The organism is Janthinobacterium sp. UMAB-56 (genome assembly GCF_900095265.1).
Taxonomy (GTDB): domain Bacteria; phylum Pseudomonadota; class Gammaproteobacteria; order Burkholderiales; family Burkholderiaceae_D; genus Janthinobacterium.
The window spans coordinates 432,537-452,396 of sequence record NZ_LT607653.1 but is presented as its reverse complement, the minus strand read 5'-3'; the positions used below and the strand labels follow the sequence as shown (position 1 = coordinate 452,396).

Genomic DNA, 19,860 nt, shown 5'->3' with positions numbered 1-19,860 from the left:
GGTAGAATCGGCGCATCGCTCTGCGCAAACTAGGCACCATCGCTGCACCACGACATCGCCGCACCAGCCCCTGTGCTGCCGGCCGGTGCCAGCGCCATTTTCAAAGGAATGAGCATGCAAAGTATACTCTCGATCGCCGCCGACCTGTCCTGGCCGTTCGCCATTACCCTGGCCTGGGTGGTGGGCGAATTCGGCCACCGCTGGACGGGCCTGCCACGCATCAGCTTTTACGGCGTGATCGGCTTTTTCCTGGCCCAGAGCCAGGTGGGCGTGCTGCCGCAGACGGATGCCGGCCCCATGCTGGTGCTGGCCGACGTGGCCTTCGGCCTGATCTTGTTCGAGATCGGCTACCGCATCAACCTGCGCTGGCTGAAAAACAACCCCTGGATCGCCGTCACGGGCTTGGCCGAATCGCTGCTGACCTTTGCCGTCGTCTACTTCATCGGCATCGAATTCGGCAGCACCTCGATGACGGCCCTGCTGCTGGCGTCCTTGGCCATGTCCACCTCGCCGGCCACCATCATGCGCGTCATCAACGAGGAGCGCAGCTCGGGCCAGGTCACGGAACGCATCGTCCACCTCACCGCCCTCAATTGCGTGCTGGCCGTCTTCACGTTCAATATCATCGTCGGCTTCTGGATGTTCCAGAGCTCGACCGACCTGATCCAGGCGAGCAGCAGCAGCGCCGCCGTGCTGGCAGCCTCCGTGGCCGCCGGCACCGTCTTCGGCATCGTCGTGCCGGCCATGCTGCGCCGCCTGGGCAATATGGCGCAGGATGCCACCGTCGCCTTTGCACTGTCGGTGATGCTGCTCGTCGCCCTCACCTACACCACCAGCCTGTCGCCGCTGCTGGCCACCCTCACGTTTGGCCTGGTGGCGCGCCACCGCCGCGTGGCCTTCAGCCAGGCGCAGCGCAATTTCGGCGCCCTGGGCGAGCTGCTGACGGTGCTGCTGTTCGTGTATGCCGCATCGACCCTGGAATGGGCCAGCGTGACAGCCGGCGCGGGCCTGGCCCTGGCCGTCGTCGGCGGGCGCCTGCTGACCAAGGTCGTCGGCGTGGCGGCGTTTTCGCATGTCAGCGGCATTTCCTGGCGCAAGGGCGTGCTGACGGGCGTGGCGCTGACGCCCGTCTCCGTCTTCATCATCCTGCTGCTGGAACACGCGCGCCAGCACGGCGTGAACTTCGGTGACGAATTGAACGCCCTGGCCGCCGTCACGCTGGGCCTGGAACTGGTCGGCCCCGTGCTGGTGCAGCGCGTGCTGATGCTGGCAAAAGAAACCCACGAAATCAAGGAGCGCTAAATGCCGCTGGAACCCTTTGGCCAATCGGCCGCGCTGACCTTCGGCGTCGAACTCGAACTGCAACTGGTGAACCTGTCGGACTATGACCTGACGGCCGCCAGCCCCGACCTGCTGCATCTGCTGAACAAGAAACCGTTCCCCGGCAACGTCACGCCGGAAATCACCGAAAGCATGATCGAGATTAACTCGAGCGTGCACACGCATCACGGCCCCCTGCTGGAGCAGTTGCAGGAAATCCGCGACACGCTGGTCACTGCCGGCGACAAGCTCAATATCGGCATCGCGGGCGGCGGCACGCACCCATTCCAGCAATGGTCGTCGCAAAAGATCTTTTCCAAGCCCCGCTTCCAGGAAATTTCGGAGCTGTACGGCTACCTGGCCAAGCAGTTCACCATCTTCGGCCAGCACGTGCACATCGGCTGCGCTTCGGGCGACGATGCCATGTTCCTGCTGCATTCGCTGAACCGCTACATCCCCCACTTCATCGCCCTGTCGGCTTCCTCGCCCTACGTGCAGGGACGCGACACCCTGTTCGATTCGGCGCGTCTGAACTCCGTGTTCGCCTTCCCCATGAGCGGGCGCGCGCCGTTTACGCTGAGCTGGGACCAGTTCTCCAACGAGTATTTCGCCAAGATGGAGAACACGGGCATCATCAAGAGCATGAAGGATTTTTACTGGGATATCCGTCCCAAGCCGGAGTTCGGCACCATCGAACTGCGCGTGTGCGACACGCCGCTGACGGTGGAGCGGGCCGCAGCCCTGGCCGCCTACTTGCAGGCGCTGTGCCGCTACCTGCTCGAACGCCGCGAAGCGCCGCCCGTGGAAGACGATTACCTCGTGTATAACTACAACCGCTTCCAGGCCTGCCGCTTCGGCCTAGATGGCGCCATTACGCATCCGAAAACCTACGAAACGATGTCGCTGCGCGAAGACATCATGACCACCCTGCGCAAGATGGAACCGCACGCCGAGGCGCTGGGCAGCACGCCGGCACTGAAACACCTGTCGGACGTGGCCAGGCAATGGAGCGACGCGCAATACCTGCGCAAGCAGCGCAATGTGCAAGGCAGCGCCGAGGGAATGGTCGATGCCGCCATTCGATGTTTTCGCGGTGAGCCGATGAATTACTGACGCTGCACGGCCGGCTAACACCGGCCGGATTAGCGACGGCGGACTTCACTGGCCTACGTCCGCGCGTCTTCCGCCCCTCAAACGCCGTACAGCGCCAGCGCCCAGGCTGGCGGGCGCAATTCCAGCGCCAACGGCAGGTAAGCGGGATCGAAGCGCGACGCCAGCAGGTACACATTGGCGGCGCCCTTGGGCTGCCAATTTCCCGTAAAGCCCTTTTCACCGGCCTCCACGCGCTTGCGGTCGAAAGGCACGGCGCTTTTCGCGAACTCTTCGTGCGTCTTTCTGCCCTGCGCATACGGCGCCAGCCAGGCCAGCGCCTCGGCCAGGCGCCGCGCTTCCGGCGCGCCATACCAGTCGTCACCATGCGCCTGCGCCATCAGGGCTGTCGTCAGCAGTGGCTCCAGGCTGTAGGTGCTGTAGTGCAGGGCGTCGCGCTGCTCGAAATCAAAGGGCACGCCGCCGGCGCCGATATTGCGCGGCACGTGCGCCAGGAAGCGCTCTTTCGCGCGTGCGATCAGCAGGGCGTCGCCCGTGAGATACGCGGCGGCCGTGCCGATCTTGATGCGGTGGCTATGCCAGTTATTGCGCGCCGTGGACGGGCCACCCACCTTGATGGGATCACTCAGATAGCCCTGCGCCAGGGTGCGGCAAAACGCCTGCACCTGCTCGCGCTCGACGCCGTTCAAGCGTTCCTGTACCAGGTCAAAGCCCATCAGCAGGCTGGCCAGCTCCGTCTCGTCGACAGGGCTGAACGAGGGCTGGTAGCTGTCGCTCCAGGCCAGCAGCAGTTGGCGCGCGGCCTCGAAATGCGGCATCTCGCCCGACAGCCGCCAGGCCAGCGCCTGCAGGCGCGCCTGGCGCCAGTCTTCCTGCGCCTGCTGGCTGGCCTCGCGTCCGCCTTCTCCCTTCAGCAAGCCGCCCGTGCGCACATTGGCCATCAGATGCACGGGCCGCGCCGCATCCTTGCGCGCCGCCTTGAGCACCTGTTCGGCAATGGCCGGTGCCACCCGCGCCTTGAGCGTACGCACCAGCGCAGCGGACGTCAGCGCAAACGGCGGCGCGCTGTCATGCGGGCGCGGCGCCGCGCGCAAGCCTGCCAGGGGCAGCGCCAGCAGGCCTGCCAGCATGGCGCGCCGACGCGTGAAGCGCGCGTTCAAAAACGCGTTTCCCGCGCCGCGCGCAAAAAGTTATCGAGGATGGGCGTGCAATCGAGCAGTTCGACGCCGCCCGCCGAATGAAATTCCGGGTGCCACTGCAAGCCCATGACGAAGCGCGCCCGCTGGTAGCGGATGGCCTCGACGATATTGTCCCCTTGCGAATACGCTTCCACGGTGATGTCGCGCCCCAGGTCCTTGACCGACTGGTGGTGGATGGAATTGACGAGCGCCTCGCCCGCCTTCGGGAACATGCCCGCCAGTGACGAGCCTTTCGGGAAGACGATGCTGTGGCGGTGGCGGTCATACAGGTCGTTGACGTGCGAGGTGGCGCCTTCCACATCCGAGGCGATGTCCTGGTAAAGGGTACCGCCAAAACCCACGTTGATGAGTTGGCAGCCACGGCAAATGCCCAGCACCGGCTTGCCCGCATCGACGAATTCGTGCAACAGCTCCAGTTCGTAGAGGTCGCGCGCGCGGTCGCCGCCCCATTCGGGGCGCGTGGCCGTCTCGGAATAGGTCTGCGGCGAGACGTCGGCACCGCCCTGCAGTACCAGCCCGTCCAGGTGGCGCGCATAGTGGCGCAAGGTGATGTTACTCGGGTGTAGCAGGCCGCTGGTGTTGACGGTCGGGATCATGAACACCAGTACGTCGCGCGACATGACCCACTGGGCAATCGACTCTTCCAGGTATTGCAGGTTCTTGCTGCGCAGGCCAGTGGCGCCCGGCTCGGGGTGGAAAATGCGCGCCGAGATGCCGATACGCATAGTTCGCCGCATGAAATCGCGGCTGGCCTTGTCGCGCATGGAACGATAGCGCGACGAAATCACCCGCCAGGCCAGCGCCAGCGGCGTGTCGTTATCCTTCAGGTAGCGCGGGGCGGCATCGCGCACACGGTGGTCATCATCGGGTGCGCGGCCGACCCGGTCGGGCCGGGGCGGCGCAGCAGGATCGGAGGCAGGGGGAAGCTGGGGATCTTTTTCGTCTGACATGGCAAGGCTGACTGAAAGCGGAGACGCTTTCAATATACCCCCCCGTCCCCGAAAGCACGATTCAATTTTGTAACAAAAGCCCACGCGCGGCACATTCACGCAACACGGCCAAGCTGCCTGCATACAGCCCGTTTACGCCCACGCCCCCGCTTTTTAGAGAATTTTTACGCCCCCGCTGCTAATCTTGAACTTACCTCAACCACCGCTGCAAAGCCACCATGGAACCCCATACACGCCTGACTACGCATCAAGCACTGCCCCACCGCCATCCACGCCTGCCCACCTTCCTCATGCACATCACCGTCGACAAAGCCTGCCTGGCCGAGCTGCGCCAGCTGGTCGTCAGGACGTGCGGCGGCATGCTGTCGTTCATGCGCATCGAGGCGGTCGACCATGCCGAGCGCATGAAGGTATGGCTGTGCGTGACGGAACCGGCCCTGCGCCTGACCATGGATGCCGTCATGCGCCTGCTGCCGGCGGCGGAATTTGGCCGCATCAGCCAGGGGAAGTCGCTATGAACCAATATGCCTGCGAGCAGGCGATGTCTTCATCGCGCATCACCGCGCACTTCCAGGGCATCTGGGCGCCGATGGTCACGCCATTCCGTGATGGCGATGGCGAAATCGACTTCGACGCCGCCCAACAACTGGCGTGCGAACTGGCCGCCAGCGGCCTCGATGGCCTGGTGGTGTGCGGCACCACGGGCGAAGCGGCCATGCTGAGCGCTGCGGAACAGAGCATGCTGCTCGATAGCGTGCTCGAAGCCGTCGGCCAACGCTTGCCCGTCGTGATGGGCGTCGGTGGCAGTGATACGCGCAGCGTCGTCGCCACCGTGCAGCGCTATCACGACCATCCGCTGGCGGGCCTGCTGGTCTCGGCGCCGTCATATGTACGCCCTTCGCAGGACGGCATCGTGCGCCACTTCCAGGCCATCGCCGCCGCCACCGACCAGTCCATTGTGCTGTACAACGTGCCGGCGCGCACGGGCGTCAACATCGAACCGCAGACGGCGGCCCTGCTGGCGCGCGACTCGCACTTCGTCGCCATCAAGGAAGCGGGCGGCAGGCTGCAGCAGCTGGGCGAACTGCTGCTCGACACGCGCCTGGACGTCTTGTGCGGCGACGATGCGCTGCTGCTGGCCAGCCTGTCCATGGGCGGCCACGGCGCCATGTCGGCCGCCGCCCAGGTGCGCCCCGACCTGTATGCGCAGCTGTACCACCTCGTCAAGCAAGGCCGCCACAGCGCCGCTAGCGCCCTGTTCAAGACCATGCTGCCCGTCATCCGCCTGCTGTTTTCCGAACCCAATCCCGCTCCCGTGAAGGCAGCGCTGGCCATGCAGGGCAAGGTGCGCAACGCATTGCGACTGCCGATGACGCCCATGTCCTGCGCCGGCCAGGCCGCCCTGGCCGCAGCACTCGATCCATTGATGCAGCTGCCCGTATGGGCAGCCAGCGACAGGGACGCGCCGCGTGAAGGCTGTCTGCTGCAACTGGTCTCCCCTGCCAACATCATGCCAGCCGTGCGCCAAGATGATCATCGCCATCACGGATGAACGCGGGGGAATGGAGAAATCCATCCTGGCCGGACGGCTGGCCGCCTCGCGCGCGCTGGCCGGACGCAAGGTATTGCTGCTCGATGCCGATCCGCGCCAGGGAGCGCTGGCGCAAGCGAGGAACCTGCACGACGGCGCCATGCACGGCAGTCTGACGCGGCCGCGCCTGATGGCGCGCGCCATCAGCGCGAAGGGCTTGCAGCCGGAGCTGGAACACCTGGTGCACTGCTACCACGACATCGTCATCGACAGCGAAGGCCGCGACTCCATGGGCAGCCGTTCGGCCCTGATCGCCGCCCGCGTGCTGGTGGTACCGCTGGACGGTGTCGCGGACGGCGACGCGCAGGCTGGCCTGGCGCGCCGCATCGCGCACGCGCGCAGCGGCAATCCCGGTCTGCGCGTCCTGCTGGCAACAGACACGCAAGCGGCGCCGGCCCACGCCCTGGCCGTGCAGATTCCGGCTGCCCGCGTGGTAAGCCTGGGGCAACTGTACTGCGCCGTCTTTAACCTGCAAGCCTGACTCGGCACGCGAAAAAGGCGGCGCATTCGCCGCCTCTCCCTCGGTCAATTAAAACGTCTTGCTCACCGTCAGTTGCAGCGCCGTCTTGCCCATGAATTTGCCATTCACGGGCGAGGCATAGGCCGACTTGCCCGCGTTCGTGCCGATCACGGCCAGCGCGCCCGAAACAAAGCCGAAATCGCGCGTCACGCCCACTTTCCAGTCCGTGTAGCTCGACGCGTCGTTATTCCTCACCTTCTGGTGGCCCGCATGCAGGTTGCCGGTCCAGCCGTTCGTCAGATCGATAGACGCGCCGATATCCAGGTAGCCGCTGTTCTTGCTGTTGACGATGCCGAAGAGGTTGGAAACGGCGTGCGAATACTTGATGTAGGCAGGGCCATACGACAGCTGGCCGTAGACTTCCTGCGTGTCCGCGTCGGCCAGGCCGGCGATGTGCTTTAAGCCGTTGTCCGCATATACATACGCGAGCACACCCACGTCGTAGCCGATATCGGTGGTCAGCTGGCCGCGTTTGCCCGCATACAGGTCCACTTCCACGTCGCCGCTACCGCCGGCATCCTTGGTCCACTTGATGGTGGAGGCCCAGGCGCCCACATACAGGCCGGTAGGATTGTTGACATAATCGACGCCGCCCTGCAGCGCGGGTTTCAAACGCGTCTGCGAAATGCCGCGATAACGGTAGTCGGACACGCCGGCCACGTTGAAGCTGACTTCGTTGTCGGGTTTGGCCTCGTCCGCGTGGGCCAGGCTGCCCGTCAAGGCTGTGAAGGGGGTTGCCAGGGCAAGTGCAAGTAGCATTTTATTCATGGTTTTTTCTTCTTCATGGGTGGTATGGGCCTTTGCCAACATGGCGCAGCTGGCCCGCCGCTGCAAAACAATGGGTAAAGCGTCCCCCCTGCGCGCGCAGCGCCCGTTTTACAACAGGGGATAACAGCCGTTTAGAGGGGCAGCAGCAAGCGGTAGCCGACGGCCGTTTCCGTCAGCAGGTACTGCGGCTGGGCCGGATCGGCTTCCAGCTTCTGGCGCAGGTGGCCCATGTAAATGCGCAGGTAGTGACCGTTCTCGCTGTTTGACGGCCCCCACACTTCGCGCAGCAGTTGCGGATTGGTGACCACCCTGCCCGCGTTCTTCACCAGTACGGACAGCAAGCGAAATTCCGTCGGCGTCATGTGCACCAGCTGCTTGTTGCGCGTCACCAGGCGGTCCTTCAGGTCGACCCGTACGTCGCCAAACTGCACCACGCCGTCGTCGCTGGCGGCGGGCTGGCGCTGGCGGCGCAGGGTGGCGCGCACGCGGGCCAGCAACTCGCCCACGCCGAAGGGCTTGGTCAGGTAATCGTCTGCGCCTGCGTCCAGCGCGCGTATCTTGTCGTCTTCATCGACCCGCGCCGACAGCACGATGATGGGCACGGCCGACCATTTGCGGATGTCGCCGATGAAATCGATGCCGTCACCGTCGGGCAGTCCCAGGTCCAGCACGATCAGGTCGGGCCTGCGCGTGCCGGCATCGATCAGGCCCCGCTGCATGGTGGCCGATTCGAAAATCTGCCACCCCTCGTCTTCCAGCGCGGCGCGCACGAAGCGGCGGATTTGCGGTTCATCCTCGACCAGCAAGGCGGTAGCGGAAGGTTCGTTCATATTGGTTTTCCTGTTTCATGGTCGTTGGCGTCATCGAACTCGATCTCCGGCGGCGCCGGGGGCGTGCCCAGCGGCAGGCTGAAGACGATGGCCGCGCCCTGTCCCGGCGTGTGAGGCTGCGCGTGGATGGTGCCGCCGTGCGCTTCGACGATGGCGCGGCAAATGGCCAGCCCGAGCCCGACGCCCGGCTTGTTCGATTCGCGCTCGCCGCGCGTAAATTTTTCAAAGATGGCTTCTTCGCGGCCGGCCGGCAAGCCGGGACCATCATCAAACACCGTCACCTGCAGGAACTGGCCATGCGCCCCGGCCGCCACCGTGATGGTGCTGCCGGGCGGGGTGTACTTCGCTGCGTTTTCCAGCAGGTTGCACAGCACGCGCTCGATCAGCACGGCGTCATAGCGCACCAGCGGCAAGTCCGGTGCCAGCTGCGTCTGCACGGCATGCTGCTGCAATTGCGGGCCGCTGGCGCGCAGCGCGCTGCCCACCACTTCTTCCAGCGCCTGCCATTGCAGGTTCAGGCGCACCTGGCCACTCTCGATGCGCGCCATATCCAGCAAGTTCGCCACCAGGGCGCTCATGCGCACGGTTTCGGACTGCAGCGAGCGCGCCATGTCCAGCTGCGCGGGCGACAAGGCAGGCCGCGACAAGGCCAGCGATTCGGCCAGCCCCACCAGCGACGTCAAGGGCGTGCGCAAATCGTGCGACAGGGCCGCCAGCAGCGAGTTGCGCAGCCGTTCGGACTCCATCTGCAGCAGCGCGCCCTGGGCCACGTCGATATAGTGCACGCGCTCGAGGGCGATGGCTGCCAGGGCGGCAAAGGTATCGAGGTGCTGGCGCTGTTCCGGCACCAGCAGCCAGCGTCCCCGCTGCGCGCCATCGAGCGGCAGCAGCGCCAGCACGCCCCGCGTGCGCATCGGCGCGATCAGCGGCAGGTAGAAAATGGGTGAAGCCGGCAAGGTATCGGTGCCCGTCCCCGCCGCCTGGGCATGGTCGAAGGCCCACTGAGCGATACCCATGTCCAGCGGCTCGCCGCCGTTCGGCGTCTGCAAGCTGCCTTCGTCATCGGGCAGCAGCAAGGTGGCGCGGGCGCGGAAAGCCCGTTCGATGGCGTTTTTCGTGATGTCGAAAATCTGCTCCGTCTGCAGCACGCCGGACAACTCGCGCGAGAATTCGTACAGGGCGCGGGCGCGTGCTTCGCGGTTCGAGGCAACGCGCGCCTGGAAGCGCAGGCCGGCCGTCAGGTGGCCCGTGATCAGGCCCACGGCCAGCATCACGCCAAAGGTGATCACATACTGAAAATCGCCCACTGCAAACGAGAAGCGCGGTGGCACGAAGATGAAATCGAAGCTGGCCACGCCCACCAGGCTGGCCAGCGCCGCCGGCCCGCGCCCCAGGCGCACGGCCACCAGCACCACCGTCAGCAAGGACAGCATGGCGATATTGGCCAGGTCCAGATAAGGTTGCAGGGGGACCGAGGCGAGGGCCGTGGCCAGGCTGGCGCCGGCGGCCAGGAGATAGCGCGAATGGCGCGATGGCCGGCGCGATACCTCCGCATCCTCGCCCGCCGCGCGCCGGGGTGCCACATCGGCTGGCGGCAAGCCCACCTCGATCAAGTCAATATCGGGCGCCAGGCTGGCCATGCGCACGGCCGGCGGCACATGCCACAGGCGCGCCAGCGCACCGACGCGGCCACGGCCCACGATGACTTTCGAAATATTCGCGCTGCGCGCATACTCGACCACGGCGCCGGCGATGTCGGCGGACGGCACGATGGCCGTGCGCGCGCCCAGGTCCTGCGCCAGTTTCAGGGTTTTCAGGATGCGTTCGCGCTGTCCCGCCGGCAGGCGCTGCAAACGCGGCGTTTCCACGTACAGCGCGTGCCATTCCGCGTTCAGCTGGCTAGCCAGTCGCGCCGTGCTGCGAATCACGTGCTCGCCCCCCGCGTGCGGTCCCACGCAGGCCAGCAGCGCTGCCCCCGTCTTCCACACGGGATTGATGGATTTTTCGACGCGATAAGCCTGCACGTCGTCCTGCACCCGGTCCGCCGTGCGGCGCAAGGCCAGTTCACGCAAGGCGATCAGGTTACCCTTGCGGAAAAAATGCTGCGATGCCCGCTCGGCCTGCAGCGGCTGATACACCTTGCCCTGCTTCAGGCGGCGCAGTAGTTCATCAGCGGGGATATCGACCAGCACCACTTCATCGGCGCGGTCGAACACCGTATCGGGCAAGGTCTCGGCCACGCGCACGCCCGTGATGCCGCCCACTACATCATTGAGGCTTTCCAGGTGCTGCACATTCACGGTGGAGAGCACGTCGATACCGGCCGCCAGCAATTCCTCGACATCCTGCCAGCGCTTCGGATGGCGCGAACCGGCCACGTTCGAGTGGGCCAGTTCATCCATCAGTATCAGCGAGGGCGCGCGCAACAAGGCCTCGTCCAGGTCGAACTCGAACAGGGTCTTGCCCCGGTACTCGATGGCCTTCAGGGGGAGCACGGGCAAACCGTCAAGCTGGGCCGCCGTATCCAGGCGCCCATGCGTCTCCACCACGCCCACCAGCAAGTCCTGGCCATCGGCCAGCAATTTGCGGGCGGCGGCCAGCATCGCGTAGGTCTTGCCGACGCCGGCCGAGGCGCCAAAATAGATGCGCAGCCGGCCGCGCGCGGCTTTCTTTTCCTGCGCCTGCACTTGTGCCAGCAGGGCATCAGGATCGGGGCGTTGGCTGTCGTTGGGGAGCATGGATATCTTTTAATTGTCGATTAGCCCAAGAACAAGGGCCGGGGTCAGACCCGACGGGTCTGACCCCGGTATCATCTTACTTTGCGGCCGCATCGAGCGCCAGATTCAGTTCCAGCACATTCACACGCGGTTCGCCGAAAAAGCCGATATACGCGGTTTTCTGCACCTTGGCGATGGCGTTTTCCACCTGGGCCAGCGGCATGGCGCGCACGCGGGCCACGCGCGGTGCCTGGTACAGGGCGCCGGCCAGGCTGATTTCCGGGTCCAGGCCGCTGCTCGATGCCGTCACCAGGTCGATGGGGATGGCGCGCGTGTTGCCAGGGTCGGCTTCCTTCAGGGCGGCGATGCGCGCCTTCACTGCGTCCACCAGGGCCGGATTGGCCGGTCCCATATTCGAGCCGCCCGAACCGGCGCCGTTATTCGCCATCGGCGCGGTGGCCGATGGCCGGCCCCAGAAATACTTGGGCGAGGTGAAGGACTGGCCGATCAGCATCGAGCCGACAGGGCGGCCATCCCGCTCGACGATGCTGCCGTTGACTTCATCGTTGAAAGCCAGTTGGCCAATGCCGGCCGTGGCAAATGGATAGACGACGCCGCAGATCACGGTCAACGCGGCAAACAGGACCAGGGCGGGACGTACGATAGTGCTCATGATGGTTCCTTTAGACTAAATTGAGTGCGGACAGCAGCATGTCGATCAGCTTGATCCCGATGAAGGGCAGGATGATGCCGCCCAGGCCGTAGATCAGCAGGTTGCGGCGCAACAGGCTGGCCGCGCCGATGGCCCGGTATTGCACGCCTTTTAACGCCAGGGGGATCAGCACGACGATGATCAGCGCATTGAAAATCACGGCCGACATGATGGCCGAGGCGGGGCTGGCCAGGTGCATGATGTCGAGCGCCTTCAATTGCGGATAGGTGCCCACGAAGGCGGCCGGGATGATGGCGAAGTACTTGGCGATGTCGTTCGAAATCGAGAACGTCGTCAGCGAACCGCGCGTCATCAGCATCTGCTTGCCGATTTCAACGATTTCCAGCAGCTTGGTGGGGTTCGAATCGAGATCCACCATATTGCCCGCCTCCTTGGCCGCCTGCGTGCCAGAATTCATGGCCACGGCCACGTCGGCCTGGGCCAGTGCGGGCGCATCATTGGTACCATCGCCCGTCATCGCCACCAGGCGGCCTTCGGACTGATAGCTGCGAATCAGTTTCAGCTTGTCTTCCGGCGTCGCTTCGGCAAGGAAATCGTCCACGCCCGCTTCGGCGGCAATCGCAGCGGCCGTCAGCTTGTTGTCGCCCGTGATCATGACGGTCTTGATACCCATGCGGCGCAATTCCGCGAAGCGCTCCTTGATGCCGCCCTTGACGATATCCTTCAGTTCCACGGCGCCCATGACGCGCCCATCGTCGACCACCACCAACGGCGTGCTGCCGCGGCGCGCGATATCGTCGACGGCGCGCCCCACCTCGGCTGGATACGGCTGGCCCAGCGCTTCCACGTACTTTTTCATGGAGTCGGCAGCGCCCTTGCGCAGCTGGCGCACCTGCTGCTCGCCCGGGATATCCACGCCGCTCATGCGCGTCTGCGCCGTGAAGGGCACGAAGGTGGCTTGCAGGCTGGCCATCTCGCGTTCGCGGATATTGAACTTCTGCTTGGCCAGCACGACGATGCTGCGCCCTTCCGGCGTTTCATCGGCCAGCGACGCCAGTTGCGCCGCATCAGCCAGTTGCTGTTCCGTCACGCCGGGCGCCGGCACGAAGCTGGAAGCCTGGCGGTTGCCCAGGGTGATGGTGCCCGTTTTATCGAGCAGCAGCACGTCCACATCGCCTGCCGCTTCCACGGCGCGGCCAGAGGTGGCGATCACATTGGCCTGCATCATGCGGCTCATGCCGGCCACGCCGATGGCGGACAGCAGACCGCCGATAGTGGTCGGAATCAGGCACACGAGCAGCGCGATCAGCACGGTGATCGACACCGGCGAACTTGTCACACCTTGGCTGCCGGCCGCCGCCACGGAAAACAGCGAGTACGGCAGCAAGGTCACGGTGACGATCAGGAACACGATCGACAGGGCTACCAATAAAATCGTCAGGGCGATCTCGTTCGGTGTCTTCTGGCGCTTGGCGCCTTCGACCATGGCGATCATGCGGTCGATGAACGCTTCGCCGGGGTTGACGGAGACGCGCACCAGCAGCCAGTCCGACAGCACGCGGGTGCCGCCCGTGACGGCGGAAAAGTCGCCGCCCGATTCGCGGATGACGGGCGCCGATTCGCCCGTGATGGCGCTCTCGTCGACGGAGGCCACGCCGGCCGTCACTTCGCCGTCGGCGGGAATCACGTCACCCGCCTCGACCAGCACCGTCATGCCCTTGCGCAGGTCGGTCGCTGACGTGGGCAGCCAGGAGGTGCCGTACTTCGGCGTTTGCATTTTCTTTGCCATCACCGTCTGCTTGAGGGCGCGCAGCGAGGCCGCCTGCGCCTTGCTGCGGCCTTCGGCCAGTGCTTCGGCGAAGTTGGCGAACAGCACGGTAAACCATAGCCACACGGCAATGGCGACGATGAAGCCGAATGGCGCCTCGCCCTGGCCATTCAGGGCCTGGATGGCCAGCAGGGTCGTGATGATGCTGCCCACGTAGACGACGAACATCACGGGGCTGCGCCACTGCGTGCGGGGGTCGAGTTTTTTGAACGCATCGACGATGGCAGGGCCGATCAATGCGGAATCGAACAAGGTCAGGCTTGTGCGTGACATGGTAGCCTCTTATTTGATGAAAAGTTGCAGATGTTCGACGATCGGGCCGAGGGCCAGCGCGGGAACGTAATTAAGAACGCCGACGAGCACGACAACGCCGATCAGCAGGCCGATGAACATGGGGCCGTGCGTGGGCATGGTGCCGGCATTGGCCGACAGGCGCTGCTTGGCCGCCAGCGAACCGGCCACCGCCAGCACGGGCACGATCACGCCGAAGCGGCCGAACCACATGGCGATCGCCAGCATCACGTTGTAGAACGGCGTGTTGGCGGACAGTCCGGCAAACGCGCTGCCATTGTTGTTGGCCGCAGAAGTGAAGGCGTACAGGATTTCGGAAAAGCCATGCGCGCCCGGATTGGCCACGCCGATCTTCCCAGGTTCGACCATCACGGCGATCGCCGTACCCGCCAATACCAGGGCTGGCGTGATCAGGATGGCCAGCGACACCATCTTCATTTCATGCGCCTGGATTTTCTTGCCCAGGTATTCAGGCGTGCGGCCTATCATCAGGCCGGCGATGAAGACGGCCAGGATGGCGAACATCAGCATGCCGTACAAGCCCGTGCCCACGCCGCCGAAAATCACTTCGCCGAACTGCATCAGCAGCAACGGCACCATGCCGCCCAGGGGCATGTAGGAGTCGTGCATGGAATTGACGGCGCCGCACGATGCCGCCGTCGTCACCGCCGCGAACAGAGTCGATGAGCTGATGCCGAAGCGCGTTTCCTTGCCTTCCATATTGCCGCCCGATTGCAGGCTGCTGGCCTGCTGGTCCACGCCCAGGGCTTGCAAGGCGGGATTGGCTTGCTGCTCGGCGCTCATGACGCCGGCCGTCATGACGACAAAGATCAGCGTCATCGCGGCCAGCACGGCCCAGCCCTGGCGCAGGTCGCCCACCATGCGGCCAAAGGTGAAGCACAGGCCGGCGGGAATGAGGAAGATGGCCAGCATCTGCAGGAAGTTCGACAGCGCACTTGGATTTTCGTACGGATGCGAGGAGTTGGCATTAAAGAAGCCACCGCCATTCGTGCCCAGCAGCTTGATCGACTCCTGCGACGCGACGGGACCCATGGCGATCATCTGCGTCTTGGCCACCTGGGCTTCCATCACGGGCTGTCCTGCCGCGTCCAGCACAGGCTGGCCGTCAAGCGCCACTTTCGGCGTTGCATACGCCACGTGGTCGAGCAGGGTCACTTCCTTGTAGGCGGAAAAATTCTGGATCATGCCTTCGCCCATGAAAGCCACGGACAGGGCCAGCGACAACGGCAGCAGGATATACAGGGTGGCACGCACCAAATCGACCCAGAAATTGCCGATCGATTTGCCAGAACGCGAAGCGAAGCCGCGCACCAGCGCGAAGATCACGGTAATGCCGGTGGCCGCCGAAAAGAAATTCTGGCACGTCATGCCCAGCATCTGGGTCAGGTAACTCATGGTCTGTTCGCCGCCGTAGCCTTGCCAGTTGGTATTGGTGACAAAGCTGACGGTGGTATTGAACGAAGAATCAGGGCTGACTGCGCCGAGTCCCTGGGGATTCAAAGGCAGGAAGCCCTGCAGGCGCTGCAGGCCATACATGAAGATGGCGCCGAGCGCGTTGAACACGATCAGGGCGATGGCATAGCTTTTCCAGCCCATGGCCTTGTCGGCAGGAAGGCCGGACCAGCGGTACAGCAGGTTTTCCAGTTTTTGCAGCCAGCCCAGGCCGCGCACGGGGCCGTCCCCGGCCACCTTGGCCATGTACTGGCCCAGCGGATAGGCGGCGGCCAGCAGCACGGCCAGGAAGGCCACCAATAACAGTATCGATTGCGTCGTCATCACAGTTCCTCCGCCTTCAGCAGTGCTACCAGCAGGTACACCAGCAGGCCAGCCGACACGACGGCACCCAGCACATAAAACGCGTTCATTTGACGCTCCCTAATTTGTCGCAGGCGACGGCAAAGCCGGCCACCACGACGAAAAACACGGCAATCAAGCCGAGATACACGATATCCATTCCCACCCTCACACAGGTTTGTTTTGATAGTGAGCAGATTAGCCAAAAGGGTCTAAAAAATTCGTAAAGACTGGGGAGGCAGCTGTAAACAAGATGTAAAAACGGGGGTCTTGGCGCATAAAATCGGCCACAATGGGCGCAAAACCACGCGCACGGCGCACTGTTGTTGCCTTGGAGTAGCGCTATTGCCCGCCGGACAAGATAGAATGCGCGAGCGTCCGCACAAGGACGCCAAGCCTGCCGCACTGCCCTCCCCCAGTGACGCTGGACGGGATATACTGTATATTCATACAGTTATCGCCGCCGCTGTCATTGCGCCCCGCAGTGCCCTGGCCTGGCGTTCCAACCACTGTCTTTACTTAGCTTGAACACGTATGGCCACTAAAAAACCAGCATCCGACTACAGCGAATCATCCATCCGTGTCCTGAAAGGACTGGAACCGGTCAAGCAGCGCCCGGGGATGTACACCCGCACTGAAAATCCGCTGCACATCATTCAGGAAGTGATCGACAATGCCTCCGACGAAGCGCTGGGCGGTCATTGCACGCATATCGCCGTCACGCAAAACGCGGATGGCAGCATCACCGTCGAAGACAATGGCCGCGGCATTCCCGTCGGCCTGCACCCGGAAGAAGGCGTGCCGACAGTGGAAATCGTGTTTACACGGCTGCACGCGGGCGGCAAGTTCGACAAGGGTTCGGGCGGCGCCTACGCCTTCTCGGGCGGCTTGCACGGCGTCGGCGTATCCGTCACCAATGCACTGTCCACGCGCCTGGAAATCACCGTCTGGCGCAAGGAAAGCGACGGCAACGGCTTGCATCACATGGTGTTTGCGCATGGCGATGTGATCGAACCCCTGAGTTCCCGCCCCGCCCCGCGCGATGGCAAGAAGTCGGGCACGCGCGTGACGGCCTGGCCCGACGCAAAATATTTTGATTCGCCGAATATCTCGCAAACGGAGCTGCAACGCCTGCTGCGCTCGAAAGCCGTGCTGCTGCCCGGCGTCACCGTCACCCTGACCAACGCGAAAACCGGCGACACGCAGACCTGGCAGTACGCGGAAGGCTTGCGCGGCTACCTGACCGAAACGCTGGCGCAGGTATCGAATGGCGAAACCCTGATTCCCCTGTTCGAAGGCGCGCAGTACGCGGGCCCGGACTCGGAAGGCTTTGCCGAAGGCGAAGGCGCGGCCTGGGTGGTGGCGTGGACGGAAGAAGGCGCCATCGTGCGCGAATCGTATGTCAACCTGATTCCCACCTCGAATGGCGGCACGCACGAATCGGGCTTGCGCGACGGCCTGTTCGGCGCCGTGAAAAACTTCGTCGAAATGCACTCGCTGCTGCCGAAAGGCGTGAAGCTGCTGCCGGAAGACGTGTTCGCGCGCGCTTCCTTCGTGCTGTCGGCCAAGGTGCTGGACCCGCAATTCCAGGGCCAGATCAAGGAACGCCTGAACTCGCGCGACGCCGTACGCCTGGTGTCGACCTTCACCAAGCCGCCGCTGGAACTGTGGCTGAACCAGCACGTCGACTACGGCAAGAAGCTGGCCGATCTGGTGATCAAGCAGGCGCAGTCGCGCCAGCGCTCGCTGCAAAAAGTGGAAAAGAAAAAATCCTCGGGCGTGGCTGTCCTGCCGGGCAAGCTGACTGACTGCGAATCGTCGGACATCACGCGCAATGAACTGTTCCTCGTCGAGGGCGACTCGGCGGGCGGCTCGGCCAAGATGGGCCGCGACAAGGAATTCCAGGCGATCCTGCCCCTGCGCGGCAAGGTCTTGAACTCGTGGGAGACGGACCGCGACCGCCTGTTCGCCAATAACGAGATCCACGACATTGCCGTGGCCATCGGCGTCGATCCGCACAGCGTGGGCGACTCGCCGGACCTGTCCGGCCTGCGCTACGGCAAGATCTGCATCCTGTCCGACGCGGACGTGGACGGCTCGCACATCCAGGTACTGCTGCTGACCCTGTTCTTCAAGCACTTCCCGGTCCTGATCAACAAGGGCCACATCTGCATCGCCCGCCCGCCCCTGTACCGCGTGGACGCGCCGGCGCGCGGCAAGAAGCCGATGCAGAAGATCTACGCGCTCGACGACGGCGAACTGGTCGCCATCGAGGACAAGCTGCGCAAGGAAGGCGTGAAACAGGGCGCCTGGTCGATCTCGCGCTTCAAGGGCCTGGGCGAGATGAACGCCGAGCAGCTATGGGAAACGACGATGAACCCGGACACGCGCCGCTTGCTGCCTGTCACGCTAGGGGAAGTCGACCACATGGCCTCGGCCTCCCGCTTCAATATGTTGATGGGTAAAGGCGAAGCGGCCGGACGCCGCGCCTGGATCGAGGAACACGGCAATGAGGCGGAGGCGGATATCTGATGATCATCGGTATCGACCTGGGCACCACCAACAGCCTGGTCGCCATCTGGCGCGACGGCAAGGCTTGCATCATCCCGAATGCGCTGGGCGAACACCTGACGCCGTCGTGCGTCAGCATCGATGACGACGGCACCGTGCTGGTGGGCCGCGCCGCGCGCGAGCGCCTGCAGACGCACCCTCAGTTGACGGCCGCCGTCTTCAAACGCTACATGGGCAGCGAAAAGAAAATCACCCTCGGCACGCAGCAATTTCGTCCGGAAGAGCTGTCGTCGATGGTGCTGCGCGCGCTGAAGGAAGATGCCGAAGCTTTCCTGGACCACAAGGTCGAGGAAGCCATCATCACCGTGCCCGCGTATTTCAGCGATGCGCAGCGCAAGGCCACGCGCATCGCTGGCCAGCTGGCGGGCTTGCGCGTGGAGCGGCTGCTGAACGAACCGACGGCCGCCGCACTGGCCTACGGTATCCGCGACAAGGAACAGGAAAGCAAATTCCTCGTCTTCGACCTGGGCGGCGGCACGTTTGACGTGTCGATCCTGGAGCTGTTCGAAGGCGTGATGGAAGTGCGCGCCTCGGCCGGCGACAATTTTCTGGGCGGCGAAGACTTTGTCACAGTACTGGTCGACGCCTTCCTGGAAGGCAGCGGCTTGCGCGACGCGGCCGGCAGCCGTTTGTTCGACCCGCGCCAGCAGCAACTGCTGCGCGACGAGGCCGAGCGCGTCAAGCGCCTGCTGTCGGACCAGCCGTCCGCGCGCATGGCCACGCGCTACCAGGACAAGGAATACAGCTGGGAGATCAGCGAAGACAAACTGGCGCAGCTGTGCGAGCCCTTGCTGGCACGCTTGCGCCTGCCCGTGGAGCGGGCGCTGCGCGACGCCACCATCCGCGCTGCTGAATTGAATGAAGTGGTGCTGGCCGGCGGCGCCACGCGCATGCCGCTGGTGCGTAAACTCGTCTCGCGCATGTTCGGCCGCTTCCCCGCCATCCACCTCGACCCGGACGAAGCCGTGGCGCTGGGCGCCGCCGTGCAGGCTGGCCTCAAGATGCGCGACGCGGCCCTCGACGAAGTGGTCATGACGGACGTGGCGCCGTACTCGCTGGGCATTTCGATTTCGCGCCAGGTCGGCGCGAACCAGTATGAAGGCGGGCATTACCTGCCCATCATCGAGCGCAATTCCGTGGTGCCCGTTTCGCGCACGGAAAACATCACCACCATCCACGACAACCAGAAGGAAATCAACGTGGCGATCTTCCAGGGCGAATCGCGCCTGGTGGCCGACAACGTTTTCCTCGGCAAGATCAGCTTCCCGATACCGGCGAAAAAGGCCGGCGAGATCGGCATCGACGTGCGCTTCACCTACGACGTCAGCGGCGTACTGGAAGCGGAAGTGACGGTGCTGGCCACGCAGGAACGCCACAAGATGATCATCAGCGACAACGCGGGCGTGATGACGCCGGAACAGATCGAGCAGCGCTTTGCGGAATTGGCTGACCTGAAGATCCATCCGCGCGAGCAGATGGAAAACCGCACCCTGGTCACGCGCGCCGACCGCCTGTACGAACAGTCGCTGGGCGACGTACGCCAGTACCTGGCGGCCCACACGGCCAATTTCCAGGCGGCGCTGGAAACGCAGGACCCGAACACCATTCGCAAGGCGCGCCAGGCGCTCGACGAAGTGTTGCGCCAGGTCGAGAGCGAGAGCTTCCTGTAAATGGACG

The 19,860-nt window shown here is 64.2% G+C and carries 16 protein-coding genes; 7 read left to right on the top strand and 9 right to left on the bottom strand.

Annotated elements, in window-relative coordinates:
- Nucleotides 1-114 precede the first annotated feature (114 nt).
- Nucleotides 115-1,302: a cation:proton antiporter gene (locus K0F85_RS07960; protein WP_219115497.1), complete on the top strand. Its 1,188-nt coding sequence runs from the start codon at nt 115-117 to the stop codon at nt 1,300-1,302.
- A complete protein-coding gene (locus K0F85_RS07955; protein ID WP_219115496.1) occupies nt 1,303-2,433 on the top strand; it encodes a YbdK family carboxylate-amine ligase in 1,131 nt (376 codons plus the stop codon).
- Nucleotides 2,434-2,510: 77 nt separating this feature from the next.
- Here K0F85_RS07955 and K0F85_RS07950 read toward each other — a convergent pair whose 3' ends face one another.
- A complete protein-coding gene (locus K0F85_RS07950; RefSeq protein WP_219115495.1) occupies nt 2,511-3,590 on the bottom strand; it encodes an alginate lyase family protein in 1,080 nt (359 codons plus the stop codon).
- Nucleotides 3,587-4,579 (bottom strand): gamma-glutamyl-gamma-aminobutyrate hydrolase family protein, encoded by a 993-nt coding sequence (locus tag K0F85_RS07945; protein WP_219115494.1) that lies wholly within the window; start codon nt 4,577-4,579, stop codon nt 3,587-3,589. Before K0F85_RS07945 ends, K0F85_RS07950 begins: the two co-directional genes overlap by 4 nt.
- A gap of 218 nt (nt 4,580-4,797) precedes the next feature.
- On the opposite strand from K0F85_RS07945, the gene K0F85_RS07940 reads away from it, so the two are divergent.
- From K0F85_RS07940 to K0F85_RS07930, 3 genes are read left to right on the top strand one after another with little or no spacing between them, the layout of a single operon-like run.
- Nucleotides 4,798-5,097, top strand: a complete 300-nt coding sequence (locus K0F85_RS07940) for a hypothetical protein (protein ID WP_257572607.1) — start codon at nt 4,798-4,800, stop codon at nt 5,095-5,097.
- Nucleotides 5,094-6,131, top strand: a complete 1,038-nt coding sequence (gene dapA, locus K0F85_RS07935) for a 4-hydroxy-tetrahydrodipicolinate synthase (protein ID WP_219115493.1) — start codon at nt 5,094-5,096, stop codon at nt 6,129-6,131. Before K0F85_RS07940 ends, dapA begins: the two co-directional genes overlap by 4 nt.
- Before the next feature lie 10 nt (nt 6,132-6,141).
- Entirely contained in the window at nt 6,142-6,651 is a 510-nt protein-coding gene (locus K0F85_RS07930) for a cobyrinic acid ac-diamide synthase (RefSeq protein WP_257572605.1), read from the top strand.
- Nucleotides 6,652-6,699: 48 nt separating this feature from the next.
- On the opposite strand, the gene K0F85_RS07925 is transcribed toward K0F85_RS07930, so the two are convergent.
- From K0F85_RS07925 to kdpF, 7 genes are all read right to left on the bottom strand, one after another.
- Nucleotides 6,700-7,458, bottom strand: coding sequence for a TorF family putative porin (locus K0F85_RS07925; protein WP_219115491.1), 759 nt, complete (start codon nt 7,456-7,458; stop codon nt 6,700-6,702).
- Between the two features lie 131 nt (nt 7,459-7,589).
- Nucleotides 7,590-8,288 carry a two-component system response regulator KdpE gene (kdpE, locus tag K0F85_RS07920; RefSeq protein ID WP_219115490.1) on the bottom strand — a complete coding sequence of 233 codons (699 nt, stop codon included), beginning with the start codon at nt 8,286-8,288 and terminating at the stop codon, nt 7,590-7,592.
- Nucleotides 8,285-11,026: a DUF4118 domain-containing protein gene (locus tag K0F85_RS07915; protein ID WP_219115489.1), complete on the bottom strand. Its 2,742-nt coding sequence runs from the start codon at nt 11,024-11,026 to the stop codon at nt 8,285-8,287. Before K0F85_RS07915 ends, kdpE begins: the two co-directional genes overlap by 4 nt.
- A 76-nt stretch (nt 11,027-11,102) precedes the next feature.
- Nucleotides 11,103-11,678: a potassium-transporting ATPase subunit KdpC gene (gene kdpC / locus K0F85_RS07910; protein ID WP_219115488.1), complete on the bottom strand. Its 576-nt coding sequence runs from the start codon at nt 11,676-11,678 to the stop codon at nt 11,103-11,105.
- 10 nt (nt 11,679-11,688) lie between these two features.
- On the bottom strand, nt 11,689-13,779 hold the full coding sequence (kdpB, locus tag K0F85_RS07905; protein ID WP_219115487.1) for a potassium-transporting ATPase subunit KdpB: 2,091 nt from the start codon (nt 13,777-13,779) through the stop codon (nt 11,689-11,691).
- A gap of 9 nt (nt 13,780-13,788) precedes the next feature.
- Nucleotides 13,789-15,594, bottom strand: coding sequence for a potassium-transporting ATPase subunit KdpA (kdpA, locus tag K0F85_RS07900; protein WP_219115486.1), 1,806 nt, complete (start codon nt 15,592-15,594; stop codon nt 13,789-13,791).
- Nucleotides 15,594-15,683: a K(+)-transporting ATPase subunit F gene (kdpF, locus tag K0F85_RS07895; protein WP_034746483.1), complete on the bottom strand. Its 90-nt coding sequence runs from the start codon at nt 15,681-15,683 to the stop codon at nt 15,594-15,596. Before kdpF ends, kdpA begins: the two co-directional genes overlap by 1 nt.
- A gap of 463 nt (nt 15,684-16,146) precedes the next feature.
- On the opposite strand from kdpF, the gene K0F85_RS07890 reads away from it, so the two are divergent.
- Both K0F85_RS07890 and K0F85_RS07885 read left to right on the top strand, forming a co-directional pair.
- On the top strand, nt 16,147-18,144 hold the full coding sequence (locus K0F85_RS07890; protein WP_219115485.1) for a DNA topoisomerase IV subunit B: 1,998 nt from the start codon (nt 16,147-16,149) through the stop codon (nt 18,142-18,144).
- Complete coding sequence (locus K0F85_RS07885; protein ID WP_306983591.1) at nt 18,144-19,853, top strand: molecular chaperone HscC; 1,710 nt, start codon at nt 18,144-18,146, stop codon at nt 19,851-19,853. Before K0F85_RS07890 ends, K0F85_RS07885 begins: the two co-directional genes overlap by 1 nt.
- Nucleotides 19,854-19,860: the final 7 nt, after the last annotated feature.

Coding starts and splice junctions, on each gene's coding strand:
- K0F85_RS07960 (WP_219115497.1), top strand. CDS start 115: ATGCAAAGTATACTCTCGATCGCCGCCGACCTGTCCTGGCCGTTCGCC.
- K0F85_RS07955 (WP_219115496.1), top strand. CDS start 1,303: ATGCCGCTGGAACCCTTTGGCCAATCGGCCGCGCTGACCTTCGGCGTC.
- K0F85_RS07945 (WP_219115494.1), bottom strand. CDS start 4,579: ATGTCAGACGAAAAAGATCCCCAGCTTCCCCCTGCCTCCGATCCTGCT.
- K0F85_RS07940 (WP_257572607.1), top strand. CDS start 4,798: ATGGAACCCCATACACGCCTGACTACGCATCAAGCACTGCCCCACCGC.
- dapA (WP_219115493.1), top strand. CDS start 5,094: ATGAACCAATATGCCTGCGAGCAGGCGATGTCTTCATCGCGCATCACC.
- K0F85_RS07930 (WP_257572605.1), top strand. CDS start 6,142: ATGGAGAAATCCATCCTGGCCGGACGGCTGGCCGCCTCGCGCGCGCTG.
- K0F85_RS07925 (WP_219115491.1), bottom strand. CDS start 7,458: ATGAATAAAATGCTACTTGCACTTGCCCTGGCAACCCCCTTCACAGCC.
- kdpE (WP_219115490.1), bottom strand. CDS start 8,288: ATGAACGAACCTTCCGCTACCGCCTTGCTGGTCGAGGATGAACCGCAA.
- K0F85_RS07915 (WP_219115489.1), bottom strand. CDS start 11,026: ATGCTCCCCAACGACAGCCAACGCCCCGATCCTGATGCCCTGCTGGCA.
- kdpC (WP_219115488.1), bottom strand. CDS start 11,678: ATGAGCACTATCGTACGTCCCGCCCTGGTCCTGTTTGCCGCGTTGACC.
- kdpB (WP_219115487.1), bottom strand. CDS start 13,779: ATGTCACGCACAAGCCTGACCTTGTTCGATTCCGCATTGATCGGCCCT.
- kdpA (WP_219115486.1), bottom strand. CDS start 15,594: ATGACGACGCAATCGATACTGTTATTGGTGGCCTTCCTGGCCGTGCTG.
- kdpF (WP_034746483.1), bottom strand. CDS start 15,683: ATGAACGCGTTTTATGTGCTGGGTGCCGTCGTGTCGGCTGGCCTGCTG.
- K0F85_RS07890 (WP_219115485.1), top strand. CDS start 16,147: ATGGCCACTAAAAAACCAGCATCCGACTACAGCGAATCATCCATCCGT.
- K0F85_RS07885 (WP_306983591.1), top strand. CDS start 18,144: ATGATCATCGGTATCGACCTGGGCACCACCAACAGCCTGGTCGCCATC.